This is a genomic window from Mycobacterium sp. GA-1841, assembly GCF_001954135.1.
Taxonomy (GTDB): domain Bacteria; phylum Actinomycetota; class Actinomycetes; order Mycobacteriales; family Mycobacteriaceae; genus Mycobacterium.
Genome location: NZ_MBEQ01000009.1, coordinates 233,986 through 256,205 on the forward strand (window position 1 = coordinate 233,986; position 22,220 = coordinate 256,205).

The following is a 22,220-nucleotide window of genomic DNA, read 5'->3' on the forward strand; positions in this document are numbered from 1 at the left end:
TGTCCGTGCGAGCTGTTCATCACACCGCGATAATCACCGATGACATCGATGTGTCGCTGCGCTTCTGGCGCGACGGGCTGGGGCTGACTCAGTTCATGGACCACACCTTCGTCGGTGACTGGAAGTCTCTGTTCGGCGCGGATACCGACACGCTACGGTCTGTCTTTCTCGGTGATCCGGATCATCCCGATGGCGGCATCGTCGAACTCGTGCGGTTCGTCGAACCCGAGGACGGCGGCGACGCCGGAGTGCCACCACCGCAGTGTCCGCGACGTGGTCTCTTCCTGGTCTCTCTACACCGTGGTGTAGAGGACACGTTGATGACGTTGTCCACGCATGGATTCACCGAAGGGGTACGGCGCATCTCGATGCCGGCGCCGGGCGGGAAGCGTGTCGCGATGGCCGTCATCACCGCCCCGGACGGCGTTCTCGTCGAGCTCGTCGGGGAGCCAGAATGACGGCGGTCGTGGTCGGGGGAGCGTCGGGTATCGGCGCCGCGGTGGTGAGCCGACTACGCGCGCAGGATCGAAAGACCATCGTCTGGGACCTGCGCGATGCCGATGTCATCTGTGACATCTCTGATCCTGATTCGGTCGACCGTGCGATGGTTGAGACGGTGAAATCCGCGGGGTGCCCGGACCGGTTCATCACCTGTGCCGGAATCGGAGCGTCGGGGATACTGCTGGAGCAGGATCCCGCGCAGTGGAAGCGGGTGCTCGACGTGAACCTGACCGGTACCTGGCTGGCGATTCGAGCCGCTGCGGCCGCCATGATCGACGCCGGGATCCGTGGTTCCATCCTCGCCGTATCCAGCATCAGCGGAACACTCGCCGACCGGGACATGGGCGCCTACTGCGTGTCCAAGGCCGGAGTGGACATGCTGGTGCGGGTGGCAGCCGCCGAATGGGGACCGCACGGCATTCGGGTGAACGCAGTGGGACCCGGGGTTACTCGTACGCCCATGCTGGCCAAGCCCGAACGCCTTCCCGGATGGGTCGAAGGCCTTACGGAGCGCACCGCGCTGGGGCGCCTCGGGGAGGCCGACGACATTGCCGAGGCGATTCTGAGCCTTCTGGAAATGTCCTGGGTGACCGGGCAGACGCTGTTCGCCGACGGTGGGTTGGCACTGCAGAGCCCGATCGACGCCTACGGACAAGTGCAGCGACTGACGAGAGGGGCGCAGCCATGACCTACGACGTGGTGATCCGCGGTGGCACGGTGATCGATGGCACCGGCCAACCGGAACAGACGGCGGACGTGGCGATCAGCGGCGGGGTCATCGCCGCGGTCGGACGCGTGGATGAACGCGGTCGTCGGGAGATCGACGCCGACGGTGCAATCGTCACCCCCGGATTCGTCGATATCCACACCCACTACGACGGACAGGTCACGTGGGACAACCGCTTACAGCCCTCTTCCGCTCACGGCGTCACGACGGCGCTGATGGGGAACTGCGGCATGGGATTTGCGCCCGTCCATCCAACCGACCATGCACAGCTCATCGAGTTGATGGAGGGGGTGGAGGACCTGCCCGGCCCCGTGCTACACGAAGGACTGCCCTGGACCTGGCAGACATTCGAAGAGTACCTCGATGCGGTCGACAGCCTGCCGCATGACATCGACGTCGCCGCGCAGGTCACTCACGATCCGCTCCGGCTGTACGTGATGGGTCAACGCGGCGCTGACCGCGAAGCCGCGACACCCGAGGACATCGCTGAAATGGCGAGGCTCGCCGCCGCGGGCATCCGCGCAGGTGCACTCGGCTTCAGCACCTCGCGCACCGAATGGCACAAGACCAGCCGCGGCGAGCAGACACCCTCTGTGCGCGCCGAACTGAACGAGCTGGTGGGTATCGCCAAGGCCATCGGCGCCACCGGAACTGGAGTGTTCCAGGTGGTCTCCGACCTCAAGGGCTTCGATCACGAGATCGAGGTGATGTACGAGATGATGCGGGTTTCCGGCCGGCCGCTGTCACTATCGGTCATGCAGCACGAGCCGGGTGAAGGCTACCGTCGAACACTGCAGGCAATCGAACGCGCGAACGCAGAGGGCCTTCAGATGACGGCGGTGGTCGCTCCGCGGGCCATCGGCGTGCTGGTCGACTTTCGAGGCACTTACAACCCGTTCGTGCTGTCTCGGTCCTTCCGCGCGGGGCCCGATCTCCGCGATCCGGACGTCAAGCGACGCATCCTGGCAGAGGTCGCCGAACGCGGTGGTCTGCGGGCGCCCTTGGATACCATCTTCGAACTCGGCGATCCACCGAATTACGAACCCGCACGGCAGGATTCGGTGGCTGCACGCGCGGCGCGTGCCGGCAGCGATCCAGCCGAGGTGCTGTACGACATCATGCTCGAGGGGCCCGCGTACATGCCTGTGTTCAACTATCACAGCGGCAGTCTCGACGTCGTGCATGAGATGCTGGCACATCCGAATGCGCTGCCCGGCCTCAGCGACGGGGGAGCCCACGTGTCCACGATCTGCGATGCCAGCTTTTCAACCACGCTCCTCACTCACTGGGGCCGCGACCGTCCCGGTCCGCGTTTCAACCTGGTGTGGCTGATTCAGCGCCAGTGCCGTGACACGGCGCGCATGGTGGGTCTCAACGACCGCGGCGTGCTCGCCGCTGGGTACAAAGCCGATGTCAACGTGATCGACTTCGACAAGCTGACAGCCCGCGTGCCACACCTGGTCGCCGATCTTCCTGCCGGAGGCCAGCGCGTCCTCCAAGCAGCTGACGGGTATCTGCACACTCTGGTGAGCGGTGACGAGGTATATACAAACGGCCGACCCACAGGGAAGTTGCCCGGCCGGCTGGTGAGAGGCCCTCAACACGTCTGAGCGCGCCCGATGAACATCATCGCGCCGCCTCGGCTGCGTTGCGTGAAGCGCGGCCGATGACCGTGATGGGGACGTCATGCTCCCACGGTTGACGATCGACGACATCGGCGACGCGGAACGTACCGCGCTCGAGCTCCCCGGTAGCGGCGTCGACAATCCGGTACTGCTGCCACTGGTGTTGAATGGCCTGTCCGTCGAGCATGAGGACGCGTAACTCACCGGGTGCGAAATGGCACCGTTGCTGCAAAGCGGCCACGAGCTGTTCGTTGTGCAAGTGGCCGTCGCCGAAGCTCCATCCAATGGCGTAACCGGCCACCGTCTCGCCATCGATCACGGTGTAGTCCTTCTCACGGCCAGCGGGAATCACGTGATCCCACAACGTCAACAGGGCACGACCATGAGCAAACATGGCGCGGAACGCATATCCGAGATGCAACGCCACCTGGGCCCCGTCGGGTCCGGAGAACTTCTCGATCTGCTTGTGCTGGATGAGGCCGAGCCCGATGCGACGTTCTGTGATCTTGCGCGTGGCCTCTTCCGTGAAAAACCATTGGGAGTTGTCCCAATTGCCGGCGTAGTAACGCATTCCGGGCAGAAAGGACACTTTTGCCGGGCACAGATTGCCAACAATGACAGTGATGACGATGACGCTCATCAACGCCGCGATCGGCCAGGGCTGAGTGACTTCGTGCCAGCCGATGGCCGCCTTGTCGACGAACAGCGCCACGACGGAGAAGATCATGAACACATTCCACTCCAGCGGCACACCAAGCGGAATAGCCGTCAAGATCACCAGATGGAAGACCACCATCACCGTCGCTGCGACCGCGGTGACGGTGCCGCCGTCTGAGAAGAAAAGCACAACCGGCACGCCCATTTCGATCACCGTGCCGCCATGGGCCAGCCACCGCGGGATCCAGCTGGGCCGCAGGTCGTCGGGAAACGCGCGGAAGAACAAGCGTTTCAACCACTTCGGTCGCACCAACGGGTTGTTCGCCATCATCGTCGCCACCACGAACGGAAAGTGGCGGTTGAGCTTGGATGTCGCAGCGCCGATCCAGATCGCGAGCATCACGAGCTTGGCTCCGACGATCATGTTCGGGCCGGTGAACAGGAATGTCACCGCGACCGCGCCGTATACTTCGCCCCGCGCGGCCAGAAAGATGGTCTTATCGCGTAGGCCCAGCAGGCCCAGGATCGCCAATATCACTGCGATCTTCCATGGCGCGATAACACCGACCGATGTTCCGAGCGACGGCACCGGCCCCGCTCCGTTGGATAGCAACGCCAGCAGCGTCGCCGCCAACAGCGTCGCGTACAGCACCACGTCGAATCCAGTACGCCGATCACCCGTGGTGAACGGAATTCGGTTCGGCCACGGTGCAAGCCGGATCGTGCCGGTCCGTAGCCAATACAGCACCGAACCCATGGGCGGTGCGATCTTGCCGGTAAGCGGGCCGAAACCACAGCCGAACCCGAGAACCTCGAACAGCAGCGTCCACAGCACAATCTTTTGAAACACGATGGGCTCATGCCACCAGTAATCGAACTGGCCCCATCCGTCGATCCCCTTGGTGGCCAGCGCAAAACAGATGCCACCGAGGATGTAGAGCGCAATCTTCAGCGTGTACAGGACGTAGAAGACGTCTGGGTTGCCCATCCCTCGCTCGGCGATATGGGTCGCCATCGGTTTGATCCGCTCGCTACGGCTTTCCGTGCGCCACTGTTCGAGATCGATCTGGGGCAGGTCAGCCTTCAAGAATCCCATCGAACCTCCACCTCAGCGGTCGTTGATGATCGAAAGCAACGGCGATTAGACATATCGCTACAAGTGTCCAATCGGACTGTACATCCCGCTACATGATTTTGGGCCCGACTGCCATGAAGTTGGATTCTCAGGCCGTGCGGCTGCTCGTCGGGGCCATTGGACATTCCTTGAAAACTGTCCAGTCGCCCCATACCATCAACGAACAGCCCACGACGGAATGAGGTTGTCAGCATGGCGTTTGACACTGTGGTCCGCAACGGTCGGTGGTTCGATGGCACCGGTGCGCCATCGGCTGTTCGCAACATCGGAATCCGGGACGGTCGGGTGGCCGCTGTGACCACCGATCCGATAGAAGGGGACGAGACGATCGAGGCCGGCGGCAAGTGGGTGATGCCCGGCATGATCGACATCCACACTCACTACGACGCCGAAGTGCTGGCCGGACCGGCGCTGGTTGAGTCTCTGCGCCACGGAGTGACGACGATCGTGATGGGGTCGTGCTCGCTGTCAACCGTCCACGTCGACGCCCACGACGCGGCTGACCTGTTCGGCCGGGTGGAAGCGATCCCGCACGAACAGGTTGTCCGCATCGTCGGCGAGCACAAGACCTGGCGTACTGCCGAGGAGTACGTGGCAGCGCTGGAGTCCTTGCCGTTGGGCCCCAATGTCACCGCATTCATCGGCCATTCCGACATCCGCGCCGCAGTGATGGGACTCGACCGCGCCACGCGAAAGGACATGCGACCCACCAGTGCCGAACAGGCGCGCATGGAGTCCATGCTCGATCAGGCCCTCGACGCGGGGTTTGTCGGAATGTCCTCTCAGCAACTGCTTTTCGACAAAATTGATGGCGATGTGTGTCGATCGCGAACCCTGCCGTCGACCTATGCCAAGGGACGGGAATTGCGCCGACTGAAGTCACGACTGCGGCGGCGCGACCGTGTCCTTCAATCGGGACCTGACATCAGCCATCCACATAACATCGTCTCGCAGGCCCTGCAGTCGGTCGGCTTCGGCCGACCACGGCTCAAGACCAGCCTGCTCGCGGCCGCCGATATGAAGTCCACGCCCGGCGGGATGTGGCTGACAGTGGTACTGGCGGCGATCGCCAATCGCCTCGGCGGCGATTTCCGGTTTCAGCATCTGCCAGTGCCGTTCGAGGTCTATGCCGACGGCATCGACCTGGTGATCTTCGAGGAGTTCGGGTCGGGCGCGGCCGCACTGCACCTCAAGACCGAACTCGAGCGCAATGAATTGCTGCGTGACGAGGCCTATCGGCGGTGGTTCCGAAAAGACTACGACAACAGATGGGGACCACGCGCCTGGCATCGGGACTTCTTCGATGCCGAAATCGTGGCGTGCCCGGACCGCACGGTGGTCGGCAAATCATTTGGCGATGTGGGCAAGGAGCGAGGGGGAGTCCACCCGGTCGATGCGTTCCTCGACCTCGTATTGGAACATGGTGCAGAACTCCGTTGGCGCACTACGATTTCCAACCATCGCCCAAAAATGCTGCGCCGCCTGGCCCGCATGAACGGTATCCAAATGGGATTCTCCGACGCCGGCGCGCACATGCGGAATATGGCGTTCTACAACTTCGGCCTGCGGCTGCTGCGTCACGTCCGCGACGCACAGCGGTCCGGCGAGGCGTTCATCAGCACCGAGCGTGCTGTGCACCGGCTCACCGGCGAGTTGGCCGACTGGTATCGCCTCGACGCCGGCCATCTGCGGGTGGGTGACTGGGCCGACGTGGTGATTGTGGATCCCGACCGGCTCGACGCCGCGCTCGATGGATATCACGAAGCGGCAGCGGAGGCGTATCAGGGCCTGCGGCGAATGGTGAATCGCAACGACGACGCGGTCACCGCGGTGCTGGTGGCCGGACGAACGGTCTTCTCTGGTGGTCAGCCCACTGCGCTGCTGGGAACTCATCGCACCGGCTGCTTCCTGCGCGCCGATGGACGCCCACGCAACATCGCCTCGAGGGAGAACGCCCCGCAGCCGAGCGCGGCGCCGGCATGATTGCGCCGACCGCACAGTCGCTCGAGCTGTCGCACCTGCGATTCGAAACGCTGACGTGGGGACCCGACGACGGTCGGCTGATGCTTTGCCTGCACGGTTACCCTGACACGGCGTGGACCTGGCGTCACCTCGGCCCGTTCTTTGCTCAGCGCGGCTTCCGTGTCGTCGCGCCGTTCATGCGCGGTTACGCGCCCACCGAAATGGCCCGCGACGGCGACTACGGTTTGGGGGCGCTGATGTTCGATGCCATCGCGCTTCATCGCGGCCTGGACGGTGGGAGCGACGCCGTGCTTGTCGGACATGACTGGGGAGCATTGGCGGCCAACGGAATAGCGGCTTATCCGGACAGTCCATTCACCAAGGTGGTGTCGATGGGGGTGCCCATGTTGGCCGGCCTGGCCGCCCGCGCGGGTAATGTGGGCGAGTTGCTGCGTGCGTTGCCCCGGCAACTCCAAATGAGCTGGTATGTGCTCTACCAACAACTTCCGAAGATCTCTGAACGCAGCCTCGACCGACTCATTCCCAAACTGTGGCGCGATTGGTGCCCACCTGGCTATGACAGCACGGCCGACCTCGCACACGTCTGGAAGAGTCTTCCTGACAACCGTCGACGCACCGCGGCGCTGAATTACTATCGCGCCGCCTTCCGGCCTACGCGGCGCGCTTCGAACTACCATACGTTCGCCGCCTACTCCCGACGGATCGCCCCGCGTGTGCCGATGCTGCATCTACACGGACACGAAGACGGCGCGATCGACGCGCGCCTGGGCGCATTGGGCGCGCACGCACTCGCTCCCGGCAGTCGACACCACATCATCAACGGCGCTGGGCATTTCATGCATCTCGACCAACCCGACGAGGTGCACAGACTCATCAGTGACTACGTGTCCATCTGACGAGCGATGCCCGGCTGGGTCGCCCATACCGCTGCAGAAGCGTCACGGAGTTATACCCGACTGGAGAGCGCGGCGACAAAGTTTGTGTTACCGGGGCAGAGCGGACGGCTGCCGTTCCTCAAGACGGTGCGCAAATGGGCCACCCAGTTCTACGAGGTCCCACCTGTGGACACCGAGACCGTCGGTACGTCGTCATAACGAGTGCGCGCAGCGCCGGTAGTCGAGCTACTCCAGTTCATGCCCGATGAGACCTGGAACTGATATCGCTCCCAGGTCGAGATGGGTTTTGAGGCCCGGTTCTGATTTGCACACCGCGGGAATGACGTTCACTGCGGACATGGCGGTCCAAGCGTAGCCGGGATGCGCAGTGTGTCCGTGTTGATCGGCTGCACCCTGCAGCGTGATCTCAGTCGAAGGATCACCTTTGATGACAACACGATACCTGTTGGTTCCCCAGTTCCAGTCGGGCTCGATCAGACCGTCGCCCATCGTGTAGAGGGCGTTGAATTGCACCAGGGGAACGCTGCCGGCCCACCCAGTCCATGTGTGATGTTGAGCTGCAACCGTTCCTGCGCGAACCACGCCCTTCAAGTCGGGCACATCGCTGTCGGGTGTGCCGGCATAGGGGATGTCGGTAGTGGCCAATGCGATATCCAGTTCGGAGGTTACGTTGTCGATCTCCGTGCCGAGTCCGGCGGCAATCATCGCCATCGACTGCGCGAAGTGCGGTACGGCTGCTTCCAGAAGGTTTGGGCGAGAGTGAAATACGGCAGGGTCGGCGCCCAGCCCGATCCATTCTATGTATTTGGACGGGTAGTCGCTGAAGTTCACGACCTCAAAGACCTGGACCTGGTCGACACGGCTGACCAAGCGCGACGCGACAAGGGGAAGTAGGTCACCGGCGAAACCGGGATGAATTCCACCGGCGTGGTAAGACGTTCCGCCCTCTCTGCATGCCTGTTCAATCTGGGCGACCTCAAGACGATTCGTCTCGTTGGGATGGTAGATCCCCGCGGTGGTGACTACGTTTTTCCTGACCGCAGCAGCCGGCACACGATCTCGGTATCCGGCCAGACCGGGGTGTAGAACACGCAGTCCGCCTCCATTGCGAGAACAGCGTCTACGTCGTCGGTGGCCAGCACGCCGGTGGCCGGGGTTCCGACGATGTCGCCCGCGTCTTTGCCGATCTTCTTCGGGTCGTAGACGAGTACGCCGACAACGTCGAAAGCCGGACTGCGGAGGAAATGCTTCAGCGCCGCCTTGCCTACGCTACCGGTGGCCCATTGGATGACACGGTAAGGGCGTTCACTCACGAGGCGACTCCTGACTGTTGGGGAGTGACAAGTTGAACTTCGTGGCGCCGGGGCGATCTTTGGAAATGAGTCGAGCTCGAGTTTTCTCATACTCGCCCATGCCGTCGGCGTATCGGTATTAAATACTGTAATCGCCTCGGTAGGCATGAGCCTAGCGGCAATCGGGTTGTGCAGGAGCGAAATGAGCGACGAACTAGAGCGGTTGGAACGTTGGGTTGAAGCCGCCCTGGGTGGGACAGTCCTTGGCAGCCGGCGGTTGCCGCGCTGGCGGCCTGCGTGGGACATCGATGTCGAGATCGGTCATCGGCGGGTGGCGTTGCACGCGCGCGGCGAACGGGAACGACGCATTGTGATGCCGTACCGGATTGCCGACGAGGTCGCCACCCATCGCCTGCTGGAAGCTCATCAGATTCCGGTTCCACACGCGTACGGCCTGTGCGACCAGCCGTATGCACTGGTCATGGACCGCCTGCCGGGGCAGGCGGACCTGTCGAACGTGGCCGCCGATGACCGGGACCGGCTTCTGGACTCGTATCTGCAGATTTTGGCCAAGATCTATCAGATACCGCTTTCGGACGCCGAGGCTGCCGGTTTTGAGATTCCCACTGACTCTGCTGCAGCCTGTCTGGCAGGGTACTGGCGGCGCACGGAGCACCTATACGACGCGGCGATGGCCGGTCATGACCCCGACCCCCTCGCCGTATTTCTACGCCGCTGGATCAACGACCATGTACCAGCTGATCGTCACCGGCATGCCCGCTTCATCACCTATGACTCCTTTCAGTTCATGTTCGACGGTACGCAGATCACCGGTCTGCTTGATTTCGAGCACGCCCATGTCGGGGATCCCATGATGGACCTTGCGGCGCTACGGATTCGAGACACCATCAAGAACATCGGCGAACTGCCTGACTACGCCGATCGCTATCGCCAGATCACGGGCGTCGAAATCGACCACGACGCCGTGGAATTTCACACCGTCGTGTACAACGCCATCTCGGTGTTGTCCGTTGGTCCGCCGCTGCACGATCCGCTTCCTGGCACGGATTGGCTGACCTACCTGGCCTGGTACGTCAACGGCGCGCGGTGGTCACTGGAGTGCATCGCCGAGATCGGCGGCTATCGGCTTGAGCCCGTCCAGATCCCGCAGCCGCGGCCCACCAAGCACGCGGCAGCCCTGCGCCACCTGGTGGCGGGATTGCGCGACGCCAGTTACGGGCTTGCCGAAGTCGACTATCAGCGGGTTGCATTGGGGCGGATCGCGAATCATCTCAAACGGGTCGATGAGATCGGTGCCGAGCTCGACAGTGCCGATCTCGACGACCTCGGTGAAATGCTCGGCAGCCGCCCACAGCCTGAGGACGCCGACGCCGAGCTGATCCGGTTCATCAATGACGCCGGACCGGATCGCGAAGAGGAACTGGTGCGCCTCCTGGACCGGCGCGCCCAGCGGCGCCACTTGTCGATGGCGTCGGCCTCCTCGTTGATGCTGCGCCACCCGCCGTTGCGGAGCCTGAGACCAGATCGGACCGTCGCACGCAGTCTCGACGACGGTTGGCCCGGCGGCGCGATACCCGGCACTGCCTAGACCGACGTCAGGACTGGAATCCACCGACCTTCACACCGACAGCACAAGGAATACCCGTGGTCGACAAGAATCCCGAACCGTCCCCGCTGCGGCACCGGGTGGTCGTGCACTGCCAAACGCCCGGCAACTTCGTGGGCTTTCTGACCGATGTTGTCGGGATGACGGTACACACCGAGATTGACCTGGCGTCAGAACTGCTGGAGCAAGCGATGGGCTGGCCGCCCAGCGCGGGCACGCATCTGTGGATTCTGGGTGACGGACGCCACCCGAGCATTCACGTCATGGGGATTCCACCATCGCTGAGCGGCCAGGTTCCAGACGGTCTCGCCGTGTTGTCTTTCACCACAGACGATCTCGCGAAAGTGCTGAGCGAAACCCAGCCGTTCACCGCAAGCCCGTTCAGCGCATTGCCTTCTGCAGCATCGGGAGTCGATGCGGCAATCGGTGTGATCGAAGGCGTCACAGTCGAATTCATGGCTCCACACGGGAGACGGTGACGTGGTCGGCATCCACGTACCCCAAGTGGCCGGCACGCTGCCGGATTACGCACAGCTCGTGCGTCGGCTGGAAGCCGCGGGCTATGACCGCATCTGGGTCGGCGAAGTCAACGATGTCGATGCGGTGACCACTGCCACGCTGGCAGCTGCGGCGACCATGCATGCGAAACTCGGCGTCTTTGTCAACGTGTACACCCGCGCCCCTTCGGTATTGGCCATGACGGCAAATGCGCTGGCGCATCTGGCCCCGGGACGTGTGCAAATCGTGCTCGGCACCGGCTCTGCGCTGTTTGTCGAGGGCTGGAACGGCATTCCCTACGAGCGTCAGCACGCAAAGCTACGAGACACGTTGCAGTTCCTTCGCGCAGCCCTATCGGGACAACGCGTCGATCATGCGTTTCCCACCATCGCCGGACACGGCTTCGCCCTGGCATCAGCACCGGCGGCAACTCCTTCATTGCTCGTGGCCGCCACGGGTCCGCGTGCACTCGAACTGGCGGCCGGCCAGGCAGACGGAGTGGCATTGAACTGGATCACACCAGGCGATCTACAGCGTATTCATCCGCTGCCGGCCAATCCCGGGTCGGTGACGCTGGTCGTACCTATCTGCCCCACGCCTGATCGAGCGCAGATGGAGCGGACAATGCGCCCGGTGCTGGCCACTTACCTTGCTGTCCCCGGCTACGCACAGCAGCAACGCAGCCTCGGACGTGGCACGCAATTGGAACGCCTCTGGCAGGCCTCGGCTGATCGCGACGCTGCCGCCGCACGTGGCGCAATTCCCGATGAGATTCTCGATGAGTTCGTCGTCTGGGGTTCACCCACACACTGTCGGGATGTGCTCTCCGACATTGAAACCACCACAGGTGCATCAGTGGTAGCTATCGTATTTCCACCACCAGGCTCCACATTTGAAGACTGCGTGCTGACGTGAATGGCAACGTCCATACACCCTGCGCCAGCCGGATTTCTAGAGCGAGACCAGTCCGCGCGGCATCGGAAGTACGTCGGTGTAAGTGATGATTCCCGGTGGAGCAGCGACGACATCGGGGATCGCGTTCACCGCGGGCATCGCCGTGAGAATCATCGGCAGTTGCATGAAGTCGCTGAATGTCTTCGCTTTGAAGTCGGCCGGTGGCAACACATCTAGACGCATCTTGACGGTAGGGCGACCGTCTATCGTGATGGAATATCCCTGATCGATCGGCCAGTCCGGCTCCAGCGTCTGCCCCTTACGCCACACCATCCGGATCTCGACGATGCTGCGTCCGGCGACTTTTCCGTGCCAGCTTGCGGCTATGCCGGCAACGCAGTCGGCCGGAATGCTCCACGATCCGAGGTCAACGTCGGCAGCGGTCCGGGCGTATTCGGCTTCACACACCACCTCGTCGAACTGGACACCCAAGGCGTCGCCGAGTAAGTGCACGGCATCGACGAACACTGCGGTCGCTTTGGCGGTCATTGCCGGCAGTTCGGGGTCATCGATCGGTCGGGCGAAGCCGACCGGCAATTCCGTTGCCGGTGAGTCATAACCGCTGATGTCGGCTGACTCGACGACGGTCACCTTGTCGATGCGATCGCAGCCGCTGGCGGCGATGATGGCACCGAGCTGGGCGAAACCGGGATTGATACCAGAGCCGAAGATGGAGGAATTGCCTCGCTCACAAGCATCAATCACGCGCAGGCGATCCTGGCCCAGCGAGTGACCCGTGATGAATGCGGCGGTGGTGACGACATTTGCCCCCGACTCGAGGATTTGCACCAACTCCGAGACGTTCAGCCACATGGGGTTGTACACCATGCAATCTGGCTTCAACGCAAGCAGAGCTTCCACATCGTCGGTTGCCGGCACGCCGATTGCACCGATGCCGGCCAGTTCTCCGGCATCGCGGCCCACCTTGTCGGCAGTGTAGGCAAAGCAGCCAATCAGTTCGAGGTCCGGATGAGCCACGATGGCCGCCAGTGATTGCCGACCCACGTTTCCCGTTGTCCATTGGATGACCCGCAGGGACATGTCATTACTCCTCGCCGTCGATGCAAAGCGCACCTTGCAACCGCCCTGCGATGAGATACTCTCATACATACCGTAATATCAACAGTATGTCCGGCGAGAACGTCGGCCGACCGTGCGGACGGTCCCGGGTGCAGCGGCTGGGGTCGGCTATACCCAACTTCGGCACTTGACCCGTTCAGCGTTCAGAGAAAGGTTGTGAGCGTGGACTTCGCTCCGGTGCAACTGAATCCGCAGGACCGAGAATTCCTCCGTGAGGTCCGAACCTTTCTACGTGAGCACGTCACCGAAGACGTCCATGAGCGCGAACGGGAAACCGGTGACAGCTTCGATGAAGACGTCCACCTGGCGCTCGGGGCGGCAGGCTATCTCAGGCGTGAACTGGCGACCGAGGACGACGGCGGATTCAGTCGCGTGCAGGCCCGTCTTTGGCAGCTGGAGAAGCGTCGCGCACACATCCCATGGGTCACCTGGGGAACAACCGCATTGGTTTCCCACTCGGTGTTGCAGTTCGGCTCGGTCGCGCTTCAGCACGAAGTCATGCCCGGCGTCTACTCCGGACACACGCGGATGTGTCTCGGCTACACCGAACCCGAGGGCGGGTCCGATGTGGCAACCTGCAAAACGCGTGCCGTTCGCGATGGCGACACATGGATCATCAACGGATCCAAGATGTTCACTACCGGTGCCCACCACTGCCAATATTGCTTCCTGCTGACGAATACCGATCCGAGCGCAGCCAAGCACAAAAGTCTCACCATGTTTCTCGTGCCGCTGGACGCACCGGGCGTCGAGATTCAAGGAATCCGCACGGTGGACGGCGACCGCACCAACATTGTGTACTACAGCGACGTACGGGTTTCAGACCGATACCGGATCGGTGAGGTGAACGACGGCTGGACTGTTCTGCGGGGTCCATTAGATGTTGAGCACGGTGCCGTCGACGCCGAAGTTGATGGGCTCCAGGATGTCTCGATTCTCGATCACCAGGCCGGATATCTGGCGCTGGCGCTCGACCGCGCCGCCGCGGCGGTTGGCCGGGCCGATGCGTCGGGCCGGCGCGCGATCGACGATTCGTCGGTGGGATATCGACTTGGCCGAGCCGTTGCCCGGATGGAGGCGGGACTGAGCACCCCGAACATCTTCGGGCGAGTTGCACAGGCACAGATGATGAGAGACCTCGCACCGGAATTGATGGACATCATCGGGGCCTCTGCAGCGCTCAGTCATGGCGCGGCCGGCAGTGTCGACGGCGGTCAGAACGAGTACGTCTATCGCTTCGCGCCACTGGCCGGGATTTACGGCGGGACCCTGGAAGTGTTCCGCAACATGATCGCGCAGTACGCCCTCGGGCTCGGCAAGCCGAACTACTCGGTCCCCGCCACCACGCGGTAGCCCGCCGTTGTTATTCCGTTCCGGGTCACTGGCGGAACCCAACGCCGCTGGTGACCAGTCCTAGCTGAACCGGACTGACGAAACCTGTTGCCGCCCTGCATAATGCGGGGACGGCGTTGAGGACCTGCATAGCCGTTGCGATGTTCCCGGCATGCACATGCTCGGCAATGGTGGCCGAGCGGGTGAAGCTGGCCAGCGACAGAAAGTGCGTTCGCATCGACGGCTCACCCTCGATCGTCAACGTCCAACCATGTTCAGGAGCCGGCCAGTGCGCTGGATACTCTCCGCCGACGGTCCACAACGTCTCGATCTCGACGCGCACCACCCCGTCGCGCCGGCCGCTCCAGCTCCAGCGCTGGCCCGCTGTGGTGCCCGCCGCCAACACCCGGTCGAAGACCTGGTGGTCGGCTTTGGCGGGAACCGCCTCAACACTGGCCACCACTTCGTCGATGCCGGCGTTGAGCGCGTCGGCGAGTTGCCAAACCTGTTCAGTAAACATGGAATTCATCGCACTCAGGAAGCCGCCATCGTCGACCGAGATGCGCTCCAGCGGTTCACCGAATGCCATGTTGCCAAACGAGATGTCGGTGCTCTCGTAGAGAGTCATATCGGCGCGTTCCTGCAGTGTGATCTTGTCGATCACGCGACTCATTCCCGACAGGGCCAGCGGCAGTGCACTGGAAAGGTTTCCAGGGTTGATGCCGCTGGCATGCAGGCTGGTACCACCGGCCGTACAGGCCGCGGTCAATCGGGAATGGTCCGCCGGCGGAAGTGCCGGCGGATAGAACAGAAAAACGGTGGTGGCCACGTTCTTGCCGCTGGCGAGTAACCGGCATACCTCGTCGATGTCGCCGATGCGTGGGGTGTAGATCACGCAGTCGGCATGCAGTTCGATCAACCGTTCGGTGTCGGTGGTGGCGACCACCCCGATCGGATCTCGTCCGACCAATTCGCCGACGTCAACCCCGTCCTTCTCGCTGGAATAGACCTTTGCGCCGACAAGTTCGAGGTCCGAGCGGTAGTCCAGAATGGTGCTCACCATCTCGGCACCGATTACGCCGATGCCCCACACGATCACTCGATACGCGTCACTGTTCATGCTGCGTGAATCACCCTCTCGTCACATACCAAGCTGCTACCGACGTGCCAACTGTAATAGCATCAGTAGCAATCTGCGGCGAGTTCTTCGAACGACCCCCTTTCTGGCCGGAGGGCGGTAGGGATGGGTGAGGAGCGGACTCTCGACCGAAGGGGGGATCCGTTCTTGCCCTGGTGACGGCGGTGGGAAGGGCCGCGGGCGGCACCTGGGCCCACTTTCATCGAAACCAGCCGGGCGTTCGGTACGCCCCCGCCGGGGCTCTGGGCTGTGGTGGCTGCGCATCACTGTGGAGCGCCTGTGCCCGGCCAAGTAGGGCAAGGTCGCGCCGCTGAAGGTGGAGGGCGGAGATCATTACAATACTGTAAGGCTTACAGTATTGTATGTTGGATCGATTGTCCGAGTGGTCGGCGAGTCGATCGCACATCGAAGGCCACCATGAAAACCGTGAGAACGCCCCAGGGAAGGCGCAATGACGACAGCCACTTTAGAGTTCGATCCCTTTGCCGAGAACTTTTTCACGGATCCCCACGACACTTACCGGCGGATGCGCGCCGAGGCGCCCGTGTATTACAGCGAGCGATACGACTTCTATGCCTTGACCAGGCATGAGGACGTTGCTGCCGCGTTCAAGGACTTCGACACGTATTCGTCCGCCTACGGGGTCGACCTCGCCCAGGTTCGGACGGGAGTGGTAGCCGAACATGGCGGCATCATCGCAATGGACCCGCCGGCGCACCGCCGAATGCGCAGCCTGCTGAACAAGGTCTTCACCCCGCGGGCCATCCAAGCGCAACGGTCACTGGTAGCCAATTTGATCGAAAGACACCTCAGCGCTGTAGATCCCGACGGCTTCGACTTCGTCCAGGATTTCTCGGCGCGCTTCCCGGTAGAGGTCGTCGCGACCATGCAAGGCGTTCCTGAAGACGACCACCAACAGGTTCGGCTGTGGATCGACGAGCTTCTTCACCGCGAGGACGGCGCTGTCGACATGACCGAGGCCGGGGTCAAGGCCGGTGTTGACATGGCGATCTACTACTACCGGTTAACCAAGCAACGGCGCAAAGCACTCGGCGACGACCTGCTGAGCAAGCTGATTCTTTCCGAGATCGAGGGTGACGACGGTCAGATGCGCCCACTCACCAACCTCGAGATAACGGAATTCGCATTTCTGCTCGGCGGCGCCGGTGCCGAAACGGTGGCGAAGCTGCTCGGCAACGCCGTAGTGGTCTTCGCCCGCAACCCTGATCAGTGGCAGAAGCTGCTCGACGACCGGAGCAAGGTTCCGCAAGCAGTAGAAGAGCTGCTCCGCTACGAAGCACCCGCCCAATACAACGTCCGCCGTTCTCTGCGCGAAGTAACCTTGCACGGGGTGACGATTCCTGCTGGAAAGCCCGTCTTCCTGGTGGGAGGGTCGGCCAACAGGGACCCAGAGGCGTGGACCGATCCGGACAGATTCGACATCGATCGCGATCGGACCGAAGCGCAGAACCTGGGTTTGGGATATGGCATCCACAGTTGCCTCGGCGCGGCGCTCGCACGGATGGAGAGCGTCATCGCCTTGGAGAAGCTGCTCGACTTCATGCCGCGGTACGAGGTTGACTGGAGTCACTGCAAGCGGGTCAACATGCAGAACGTCGCCGGTTGGAGCAATGTGCCGGTTCGCGTGATCCGTTGAGTGACTCCGAAGCGACAGGCAATCGCAACCGGTAACTCGGCCAGGGGAGACAAAAGCCGACCGGCCGTTGGGACTGAAGGGACACAATGGATTTAGGCCTCAAGGACGCAAAGGCCGTGGTAGTTGGTGGCAGCGCAGGAATGGGCTTGGCTGCCGCGCGTTGCCTGGCAGAGGACGGCGCCCGGGTTGCGATCATTGGTCGAAGAAAAGACCTCCTCGACGACGCTGTCGCCGAACTCGAGCAGTGCGGTAGCCCTGAGGCCATCGCGTTGGTGACCGACGTACAGGACGTCGATCAGGTCCGCATCGCCTTTGACGAAGTGGCTCAACGGTGGAGGGGAGAACTGAATATCCTCGTGAACGCCGTGGGCTCCTATGTGATCGGGACTTTCGAAGATCTCACGGATAAGGAGTGGGAGCAATCGATCAACCAAGGAGCGATGGGCATGGTGCACTGCGTGCGCTCAGCACTTCCGCTACTGCGACAAGCGGAATGGGCACGCATCGTCAACTTCTCGGCGCATTCCACCCAACGACAAAGCACGATTCTGCCGGCATACACGGCTGCAAAAGCGATGGTGAACAGCATCTCAAAGAATCTGTCCCTTTCGCTCGCCAAAGACGAAATCCTGGTCAATGTGGTATCGCCGGGCAGCTTCGCCTCCGAGGGGCTACTCAACTGGGCTGACTCTGTCGGAGTCGACGGCAAGGATCCGTATGCGCTCATGGCAGCGATTGATGAGCACTTCGGGCACCCCGCCCACTTGCCACGTGCCGGTGATCCGGACGAAATCGGGCCGGTGGTGGCATTTCTCGCCTCCCGTCGCAACTCCTACATGACCGGCGCCAACGTGAACGTCGACGGTGGCAGCGACTTCACCTGATGGTATGTAGCAGCTAAAGCCGGCCGACCAGAGCTACGCCTGATCGGCAGCCGCTGCGTCAGCACCAGAGCCGATAACGCCGCAACGAATTTTTGTCCCAATCTCGCCCGAGCGAGTTACTGTAAGCGCTACGGTATGGACATACATTCGCGTTTCGGAATTCGGAGACACATCGTGCGCAGAGTCGTTCAATTTTCCACCGGCAATGTTGGTCGCCATGCCCTTCGGGCGATCGTCGGCCGCCCCGACTTCGAACTGGTCGGCGTACATGCGGCCAGCCCATCGAAAATCGGGCGTGATGCGGCCGAACTCTGTGGCTGGAACAAGCCAACGGGGGTGCTCGCAACCGATGACATAGACGCCCTGATCGGTCTCGAGCCGGACTGTGTCGTTTACACCGCTCTGGCCGAGACGCGGCCGATGGAGACAATCGAGCAACTCGCCAAGATTCTCGCCGCCGGAATAAACGTAGTGGGAACATCATTCGTGTGGATGGCCGCGCCGCGCTACGCCGACGACTGGGTGCGTAAACCGTTGGAACAGGCTTGTGCGGCAGGCGGGTCGTCGCTCTACGTCAACGGAATCGATCCCGGTTACTCCGGTGACACCCTGGTGCACACCGCCCTAAGTCTGACAACACGTGTCAGCGCGATCACCGTGCAGGAGATTTTTGACTACGGAAACTACGACGACGCCGAGTACACGGGCGCCTCAATGGGTTTCGGAATAGCCGAGGACGAGCCGTTGCCGCCCTTGTTCCTCCCTGGGGTTGTGGAGTCCATGTGGGGAGGGCCGGTTCGAAGCCTGGCCGACGGGCTGGGCATTCAGCTTGACGAGGTCCGTCAGCGCACCGAGAGATGGTTCACTCCCGAACCTATCGAATGCACGATGATGACGGTCAAACCCGGTGAGATGGCGGCCGTGAGGTTCGCGGCAGAAGGCATGCTCGATGGCAAACCGGTAATCACCCTTGAGCACGTCAACCGGCTTACCCCAGCCGCCGCTCCAGACTGGGACTATCCACCAGACGGTCACATCGGGGTCCACCGCGTTGTCGTGGACGGTGACCCCCGCGTGGAAATCAACACTCACGTCTCCCATCCGGCGCTCGATCCGACTGACGCGGGATGCATTTCCACGGCGGCCCGGGTGGTGAATGCCATTGACTGGGTGTGCAACGCCCCCGCGGGTGTACTTGCGGTCGAAGACATCCCTCAAGCCGCGGTGTTCAAAGGCCTCATATGGGAAGAGGGCTGAGCTCGTATCGTTCGACGAGCCAGCTGAGATTGACGTCCCCCGACCGTTCCGGTTGAGGCGAGGGGTCCGGACGTGGCTGAGGTTCGCAGGGATTCATCACGGCACCGTGCCCTAGTCAATGGTGTTGCCGTACAAGGATGATGTCTGCCGCTGTCCCAGTTTTTCTTCTTGAATTTGACGCGGCGCCAATACCGTTGGACATACAGTACGAAAAACAGTAAATGCCACAAAATTGGGAGGACAGACGAATGGCCTTGGAGAGCTTCAAGCTTGACGGACAGGTGGCGATCGTCACTGGGGCGGGGCGCGGGGTGGGTGCGGGCATCGCCAGAGTTCTCGCCGAGGCGGGCGCGACCATTGTCGGGACGGCGCGCACGCCAGATCAAGTATCCGAGACCATCAAAGGAATCAAGGCAGCCGGAGGCCAGGGACTCGCGGTGACCGCAGACGCCACCAGCCGCGAAGACGGTCAAAAGGTGGTCGCCGCGGCGATGGAGAACTTCGGGCGTGTCGACATTCTGGTCAACAACGCCGGTGGGGCGTTCCCGAAGCCGTTTTTGAAGATCTCTGATAATGACCTGCGGCGGCATTTCGAGTGGAACACCGCTTCGGCGTTCATCATGAGCCAGCTCGTCGTCCCCCACATGCTCACGCAAGGGGCGGGATCGATCATCAATATCTCTTCTGGTGCAGGGCGATTCGGCATCCGTGGCTTCGTATCCTACTGCGTGGCGAAGGGGGCTCTGGAGAACCTTACCCGCGCATTGGCGCAGGAACTGGCGCCAAAGATCAGAGTCAACGCCATTGCATTGGGCTCATTCAAGACTGATGCGTTGGAATGGAGCATGAAGGAGATGCCGGAATCGGCGGAGCAGATGAAGGAAAACACACCACTGCACCGTTTCGGCGACGTCGAGGACCTTGGACGCCTAGCGGTCTACCTGTGTTCCCAAGGATGTTTCGCCACCAATGCGATTTTCCACGTGGATGGCGGTCTGAACACCACGAACTGGCCTCTGCCCATCCCGGACCTGTAGGCGTAGGACACGCAAAAGCTAACGAATCCTTGAAATTTCGGACTTCATCGTTGCCGAATACCACTCCGCCCTTACCGAACAGGGCGTATCTGGCTATGACCTCGAAACCTGTTGGCGCGACCACCGTTACGGCATGCCCCAGGCGTTGCTGATCCCGACGGTGGGTTGCGCGTTCGCCACCGGTACCGACCGTGGTATAGACATGTTTGCTGCCATGCTGGAACGCGGCTGTCGGGCGATCCGTGAACTTGGCACGCTCACCCTGATCGCCGACGCTGCAACAGGTACCGATGTTGCGACTACTGGAGGACACTCGGTGTAGCAATTGCCGCACGCCAGCCCATATGTCAGAGGGGCAGAGGTGCTCGCGAACGCAGCACCAGGCTCACGCCGACGCTTCGGCCGCCCGTTCGTCTCCGGCGGCGATGACGTAGTCGCGGGCCCGTACCCTTCGCGTGCGTCGACGATAGGTACTCATCAGCCACGGCCAATTGTGGGTGTCGTGGCCGTGTTCATCGGTGTACCAGCTGGCGCATCCGCGCCACACAGTGTGGCGCTGACGCTTGTCCATGCTTATCAAGAACTTTCGATGGGCGCTGGCTCTCACCTCGATAACGTCGACAGGACTTTTGGACAATTGGTCGACAGCATCGACGATGTGGGCCGCCTGGGATTCCAGCATGTAGACGATAGACCCCGAGCCAAGGTTGGTATTGGGACCGTAGACCAGAAACATGTTCGGAAAGTCAGGTACCGATAATCCGAGAAAGGCGGTAGCGCGTTCGGACCAGGCCTCGGCAAGAGTTTTCCCGCTTCGTCCGGTAATCGAAACGTCTGGCACGAAAGAAGTTGTGCGGAAACCGGTCCCGAACACTATCGCGTCTAGTTCGTGCAACGTGCTCCCGGTTGCAATTCCGGACTCGGTGACCCGGACGAGCGGATCTGTTTCCAAGGTCACATCGGGGCGGCTCAGGGTGGCGTAGTAATCATCTGAGATCAGAATCCGTTTGCACCCGATGGGATAGCTCGGCCGCAGTTTGGCTCGGAGTTGCGGATCGGAGACGTGACGTCGCAGTACCCGGCCGTGGATTCGACCGAGCCACGACAGCACAGCGGGCATCCGGGAGAAGCCCACGGTGATGATTTCGAAATATGCCCAGACTCCTTGACGTGCAGCCAGTTTGAGTATAGGGAGGGTGCGGTAGCGGCGATGGAGTTGCTTGGTGTATGCGACGTCGGCCTTGGCGAAGACGTATGGGGCCGAACGCTGAAACACCACTGTATGTCCGGTGATAGGCGCGATTGCCGGGACTACCTGGATAGCGCTCGCGCCGGTGCCGACTACACCAACCCGCTTTCCTGTCAGATCCACGTCATGGCGCCAGCGCGCGGTGTGGAACACCGGACCGGAGAAATGTTCGAGGCCCTCGAGGTCGGGAATCGCGGGTACCGTCAACTGTCCGACTGCGGGCACCAGTACGTCGGCGTGATCAGTGCGACCGTCGGCCAGTGTGATTGCCCACTCGCGCCCAGTCCAATGCGCCGAGGTGACCTCCGTCCCGGTCTGGACCGCATCGGTCAATCCACCGTTCGTAACGCAACCCTCCAAATATGCCCGGATCTCGGCGCCGGCCGCAAAGCGTCTGGACCATTCGATGTCCTGCATAAACGAATAGCTGTAGACATGCGAGGGAGCGTCACATGCCGCCCCGGGATAGGTGTTGTACCACCAGGTTCCGCCGATCTGGGCGGCGCGTTCGTAGATAGTGATGTTGCGATGTCCGGCGGCGCGCAGCTTCAGGGCGACTCCCAGTCCACCGAAGCCGGCGCCGATGATGACCACCCGCACCTGCCGCGACACGTGCGTCACCAGCCGGCGCCGGGGTTGCACGCCTCCCGCTCGCCAACGATTGCCGACGCCGATACCTCTGCAGTTTGTC

19 protein-coding genes and 1 pseudogene are annotated in these 22,220 nt (G+C 62.1%); 14 read left to right on the forward strand and 6 right to left on the reverse strand.

The window, feature by feature from the left end:
* Window positions 1–5: 5 nt before the first annotated feature.
* The 3 genes from A5740_RS02305 to A5740_RS02315 are packed head-to-tail and all read left to right on the forward strand — an operon-like array spanning window position 6 to window position 2,838.
* Window positions 6–458 carry a VOC family protein gene (locus tag A5740_RS02305; protein WP_175616133.1) on the forward strand — a complete coding sequence of 151 codons (453 nt, stop codon included), beginning with the start codon at window positions 6–8 and terminating at the stop codon, window positions 456–458.
* On the forward strand, window positions 455–1,189 hold the full coding sequence (locus A5740_RS02310) for an SDR family NAD(P)-dependent oxidoreductase (RefSeq protein WP_076191135.1): 735 nt from the start codon (window positions 455–457) through the stop codon (window positions 1,187–1,189). The genes A5740_RS02305 and A5740_RS02310 overlap by 4 nt, the downstream gene beginning before the upstream one ends.
* The gene (locus A5740_RS02315; protein ID WP_076191137.1) at window positions 1,186–2,838 is read left to right on the forward strand and encodes an amidohydrolase family protein; all 1,653 of its coding nucleotides are present in this window, start codon (window positions 1,186–1,188) and stop codon (window positions 2,836–2,838) included. Before A5740_RS02310 ends, A5740_RS02315 begins: the two co-directional genes overlap by 4 nt.
* Window positions 2,839–2,854: 16 nt before the next feature.
* On the opposite strand, the gene A5740_RS02320 is transcribed toward A5740_RS02315, so the two are convergent.
* Complete coding sequence (locus A5740_RS02320; RefSeq protein ID WP_076191139.1) at window positions 2,855–4,606, reverse strand: DUF3556 domain-containing protein; 1,752 nt, start codon at window positions 4,604–4,606, stop codon at window positions 2,855–2,857.
* A gap of 231 nt (window positions 4,607–4,837) precedes the next feature.
* Between A5740_RS02320 and A5740_RS02325 the strand changes: the two genes are divergently transcribed.
* Together A5740_RS02325 and A5740_RS02330 are read left to right on the forward strand one after the other, a co-directional pair.
* Window positions 4,838–6,628: an amidohydrolase family protein gene (locus A5740_RS02325; protein ID WP_076191141.1), complete on the forward strand. Its 1,791-nt coding sequence runs from the start codon at window positions 4,838–4,840 to the stop codon at window positions 6,626–6,628.
* Window positions 6,625–7,524 (forward strand): alpha/beta fold hydrolase, encoded by a 900-nt coding sequence (locus tag A5740_RS02330; RefSeq protein WP_076191143.1) that lies wholly within the window; start codon window positions 6,625–6,627, stop codon window positions 7,522–7,524. Before A5740_RS02325 ends, A5740_RS02330 begins: the two co-directional genes overlap by 4 nt.
* 225 nt (window positions 7,525–7,749) lie before the next feature.
* Here the strand turns inward: A5740_RS02330 and A5740_RS02335 are convergent, their stop codons facing one another.
* Both A5740_RS02335 and A5740_RS29365 read right to left on the reverse strand, forming a co-directional pair.
* A complete protein-coding gene (locus A5740_RS02335) occupies window positions 7,750–8,577 on the reverse strand; it encodes a dihydrodipicolinate reductase (RefSeq protein WP_371454704.1) in 828 nt (275 codons plus the stop codon).
* Complete coding sequence (locus A5740_RS29365; RefSeq protein ID WP_371454705.1) at window positions 8,547–8,837, reverse strand: hypothetical protein; 291 nt, start codon at window positions 8,835–8,837, stop codon at window positions 8,547–8,549. The genes A5740_RS02335 and A5740_RS29365 overlap by 31 nt, the downstream gene beginning before the upstream one ends.
* A gap of 181 nt (window positions 8,838–9,018) precedes the next feature.
* Here A5740_RS29365 and A5740_RS02340 point away from each other — a divergent pair, with 181 nt between their 5' ends.
* From A5740_RS02340 to A5740_RS02350, 3 genes are read left to right on the forward strand one after another with little or no spacing between them, the layout of a single operon-like run.
* The gene (locus tag A5740_RS02340; RefSeq protein WP_175616134.1) at window positions 9,019–10,425 is read left to right on the forward strand and encodes a phosphotransferase; all 1,407 of its coding nucleotides are present in this window, start codon (window positions 9,019–9,021) and stop codon (window positions 10,423–10,425) included.
* A 56-nt stretch (window positions 10,426–10,481) separates the two neighbouring features.
* The gene (locus A5740_RS02345) at window positions 10,482–10,922 is read left to right on the forward strand and encodes a hypothetical protein (RefSeq protein WP_083653905.1); all 441 of its coding nucleotides are present in this window, start codon (window positions 10,482–10,484) and stop codon (window positions 10,920–10,922) included.
* Between the two features lies 1 nt (window position 10,923).
* Window positions 10,924–11,856 carry an LLM class flavin-dependent oxidoreductase gene (locus A5740_RS02350; RefSeq protein WP_076191147.1) on the forward strand — a complete coding sequence of 311 codons (933 nt, stop codon included), beginning with the start codon at window positions 10,924–10,926 and terminating at the stop codon, window positions 11,854–11,856.
* Between the two features lie 36 nt (window positions 11,857–11,892).
* Here A5740_RS02350 and A5740_RS02355 read toward each other — a convergent pair whose 3' ends face one another.
* The gene (locus A5740_RS02355) at window positions 11,893–12,936 is read right to left on the reverse strand and encodes a dihydrodipicolinate reductase (RefSeq protein WP_076191148.1); all 1,044 of its coding nucleotides are present in this window, start codon (window positions 12,934–12,936) and stop codon (window positions 11,893–11,895) included.
* Between the two features lie 201 nt (window positions 12,937–13,137).
* Here A5740_RS02355 and A5740_RS02360 point away from each other — a divergent pair, with 201 nt between their 5' ends.
* Window positions 13,138–14,328 carry an acyl-CoA dehydrogenase family protein gene (locus A5740_RS02360; protein ID WP_076191238.1) on the forward strand — a complete coding sequence of 397 codons (1,191 nt, stop codon included), beginning with the start codon at window positions 13,138–13,140 and terminating at the stop codon, window positions 14,326–14,328.
* Between the two features lie 25 nt (window positions 14,329–14,353).
* Here A5740_RS02360 and A5740_RS02365 read toward each other — a convergent pair whose 3' ends face one another.
* Window positions 14,354–15,427: a dihydrodipicolinate reductase gene (locus A5740_RS02365; RefSeq protein WP_076191150.1), complete on the reverse strand. Its 1,074-nt coding sequence runs from the start codon at window positions 15,425–15,427 to the stop codon at window positions 14,354–14,356.
* Window positions 15,428–15,896: 469 nt separating this feature from the next.
* Between A5740_RS02365 and A5740_RS02370 the strand changes: the two genes are divergently transcribed.
* From A5740_RS02370 to A5740_RS02390, 5 genes and pseudogenes are all read left to right on the forward strand, one after another.
* The gene (locus tag A5740_RS02370) at window positions 15,897–17,102 is read left to right on the forward strand and encodes a cytochrome P450 (protein WP_076191151.1); all 1,206 of its coding nucleotides are present in this window, start codon (window positions 15,897–15,899) and stop codon (window positions 17,100–17,102) included.
* A gap of 86 nt (window positions 17,103–17,188) precedes the next feature.
* The gene (locus A5740_RS02375; protein ID WP_076191153.1) at window positions 17,189–17,986 is read left to right on the forward strand and encodes an SDR family NAD(P)-dependent oxidoreductase; all 798 of its coding nucleotides are present in this window, start codon (window positions 17,189–17,191) and stop codon (window positions 17,984–17,986) included.
* Window positions 17,987–18,160: 174 nt separating this feature from the next.
* Window positions 18,161–19,243: a dihydrodipicolinate reductase gene (locus tag A5740_RS02380; RefSeq protein ID WP_076191154.1), complete on the forward strand. Its 1,083-nt coding sequence runs from the start codon at window positions 18,161–18,163 to the stop codon at window positions 19,241–19,243.
* 248 nt (window positions 19,244–19,491) lie between these two features.
* Window positions 19,492–20,280, forward strand: coding sequence for a glucose 1-dehydrogenase (locus A5740_RS02385; RefSeq protein WP_076191156.1), 789 nt, complete (start codon window positions 19,492–19,494; stop codon window positions 20,278–20,280).
* Between the two features lie 34 nt (window positions 20,281–20,314).
* Window positions 20,315–20,602, forward strand: a pseudogene (locus A5740_RS02390) (hypothetical protein); the annotation flags it as partial.
* 63 nt (window positions 20,603–20,665) lie between these two features.
* Here the strand turns inward: A5740_RS02390 and A5740_RS02395 are convergent.
* A complete protein-coding gene (locus A5740_RS02395; protein WP_175616135.1) occupies window positions 20,666–22,141 on the reverse strand; it encodes an NAD(P)/FAD-dependent oxidoreductase in 1,476 nt (491 codons plus the stop codon).
* Window positions 22,142–22,220: the final 79 nt, after the last annotated feature.

What these genes read in the sequence shown, in the direction of transcription:
- A5740_RS02310 (WP_076191135.1), top strand. Translation starts at nt 455, where the DNA reads ATGACGGCGGTCGTGGTCGGGGGAGCGTCGGGTATCGGCGCCGCGGTG.
- A5740_RS02315 (WP_076191137.1), top strand. Translation starts at nt 1,186, where the DNA reads ATGACCTACGACGTGGTGATCCGCGGTGGCACGGTGATCGATGGCACC.
- A5740_RS02365 (WP_076191150.1), bottom strand. Translation starts at nt 15,427, where the DNA reads ATGAACAGTGACGCGTATCGAGTGATCGTGTGGGGCATCGGCGTAATC.
- A5740_RS02325 (WP_076191141.1), top strand. Translation starts at nt 4,838, where the DNA reads ATGGCGTTTGACACTGTGGTCCGCAACGGTCGGTGGTTCGATGGCACC.
- A5740_RS02355 (WP_076191148.1), bottom strand. Translation starts at nt 12,936, where the DNA reads ATGTCCCTGCGGGTCATCCAATGGACAACGGGAAACGTGGGTCGGCAA.
- A5740_RS02320 (WP_076191139.1), bottom strand. Translation starts at nt 4,606, where the DNA reads ATGGGATTCTTGAAGGCTGACCTGCCCCAGATCGATCTCGAACAGTGG.
- A5740_RS02340 (WP_175616134.1), top strand. Translation starts at nt 9,019, where the DNA reads ATGAGCGACGAACTAGAGCGGTTGGAACGTTGGGTTGAAGCCGCCCTG.
- A5740_RS02385 (WP_076191156.1), top strand. Translation starts at nt 19,492, where the DNA reads ATGGCCTTGGAGAGCTTCAAGCTTGACGGACAGGTGGCGATCGTCACT.
- A5740_RS02330 (WP_076191143.1), top strand. Translation starts at nt 6,625, where the DNA reads ATGATTGCGCCGACCGCACAGTCGCTCGAGCTGTCGCACCTGCGATTC.
- A5740_RS02370 (WP_076191151.1), top strand. Translation starts at nt 15,897, where the DNA reads ATGACGACAGCCACTTTAGAGTTCGATCCCTTTGCCGAGAACTTTTTC.
- A5740_RS02375 (WP_076191153.1), top strand. Translation starts at nt 17,189, where the DNA reads ATGGATTTAGGCCTCAAGGACGCAAAGGCCGTGGTAGTTGGTGGCAGC.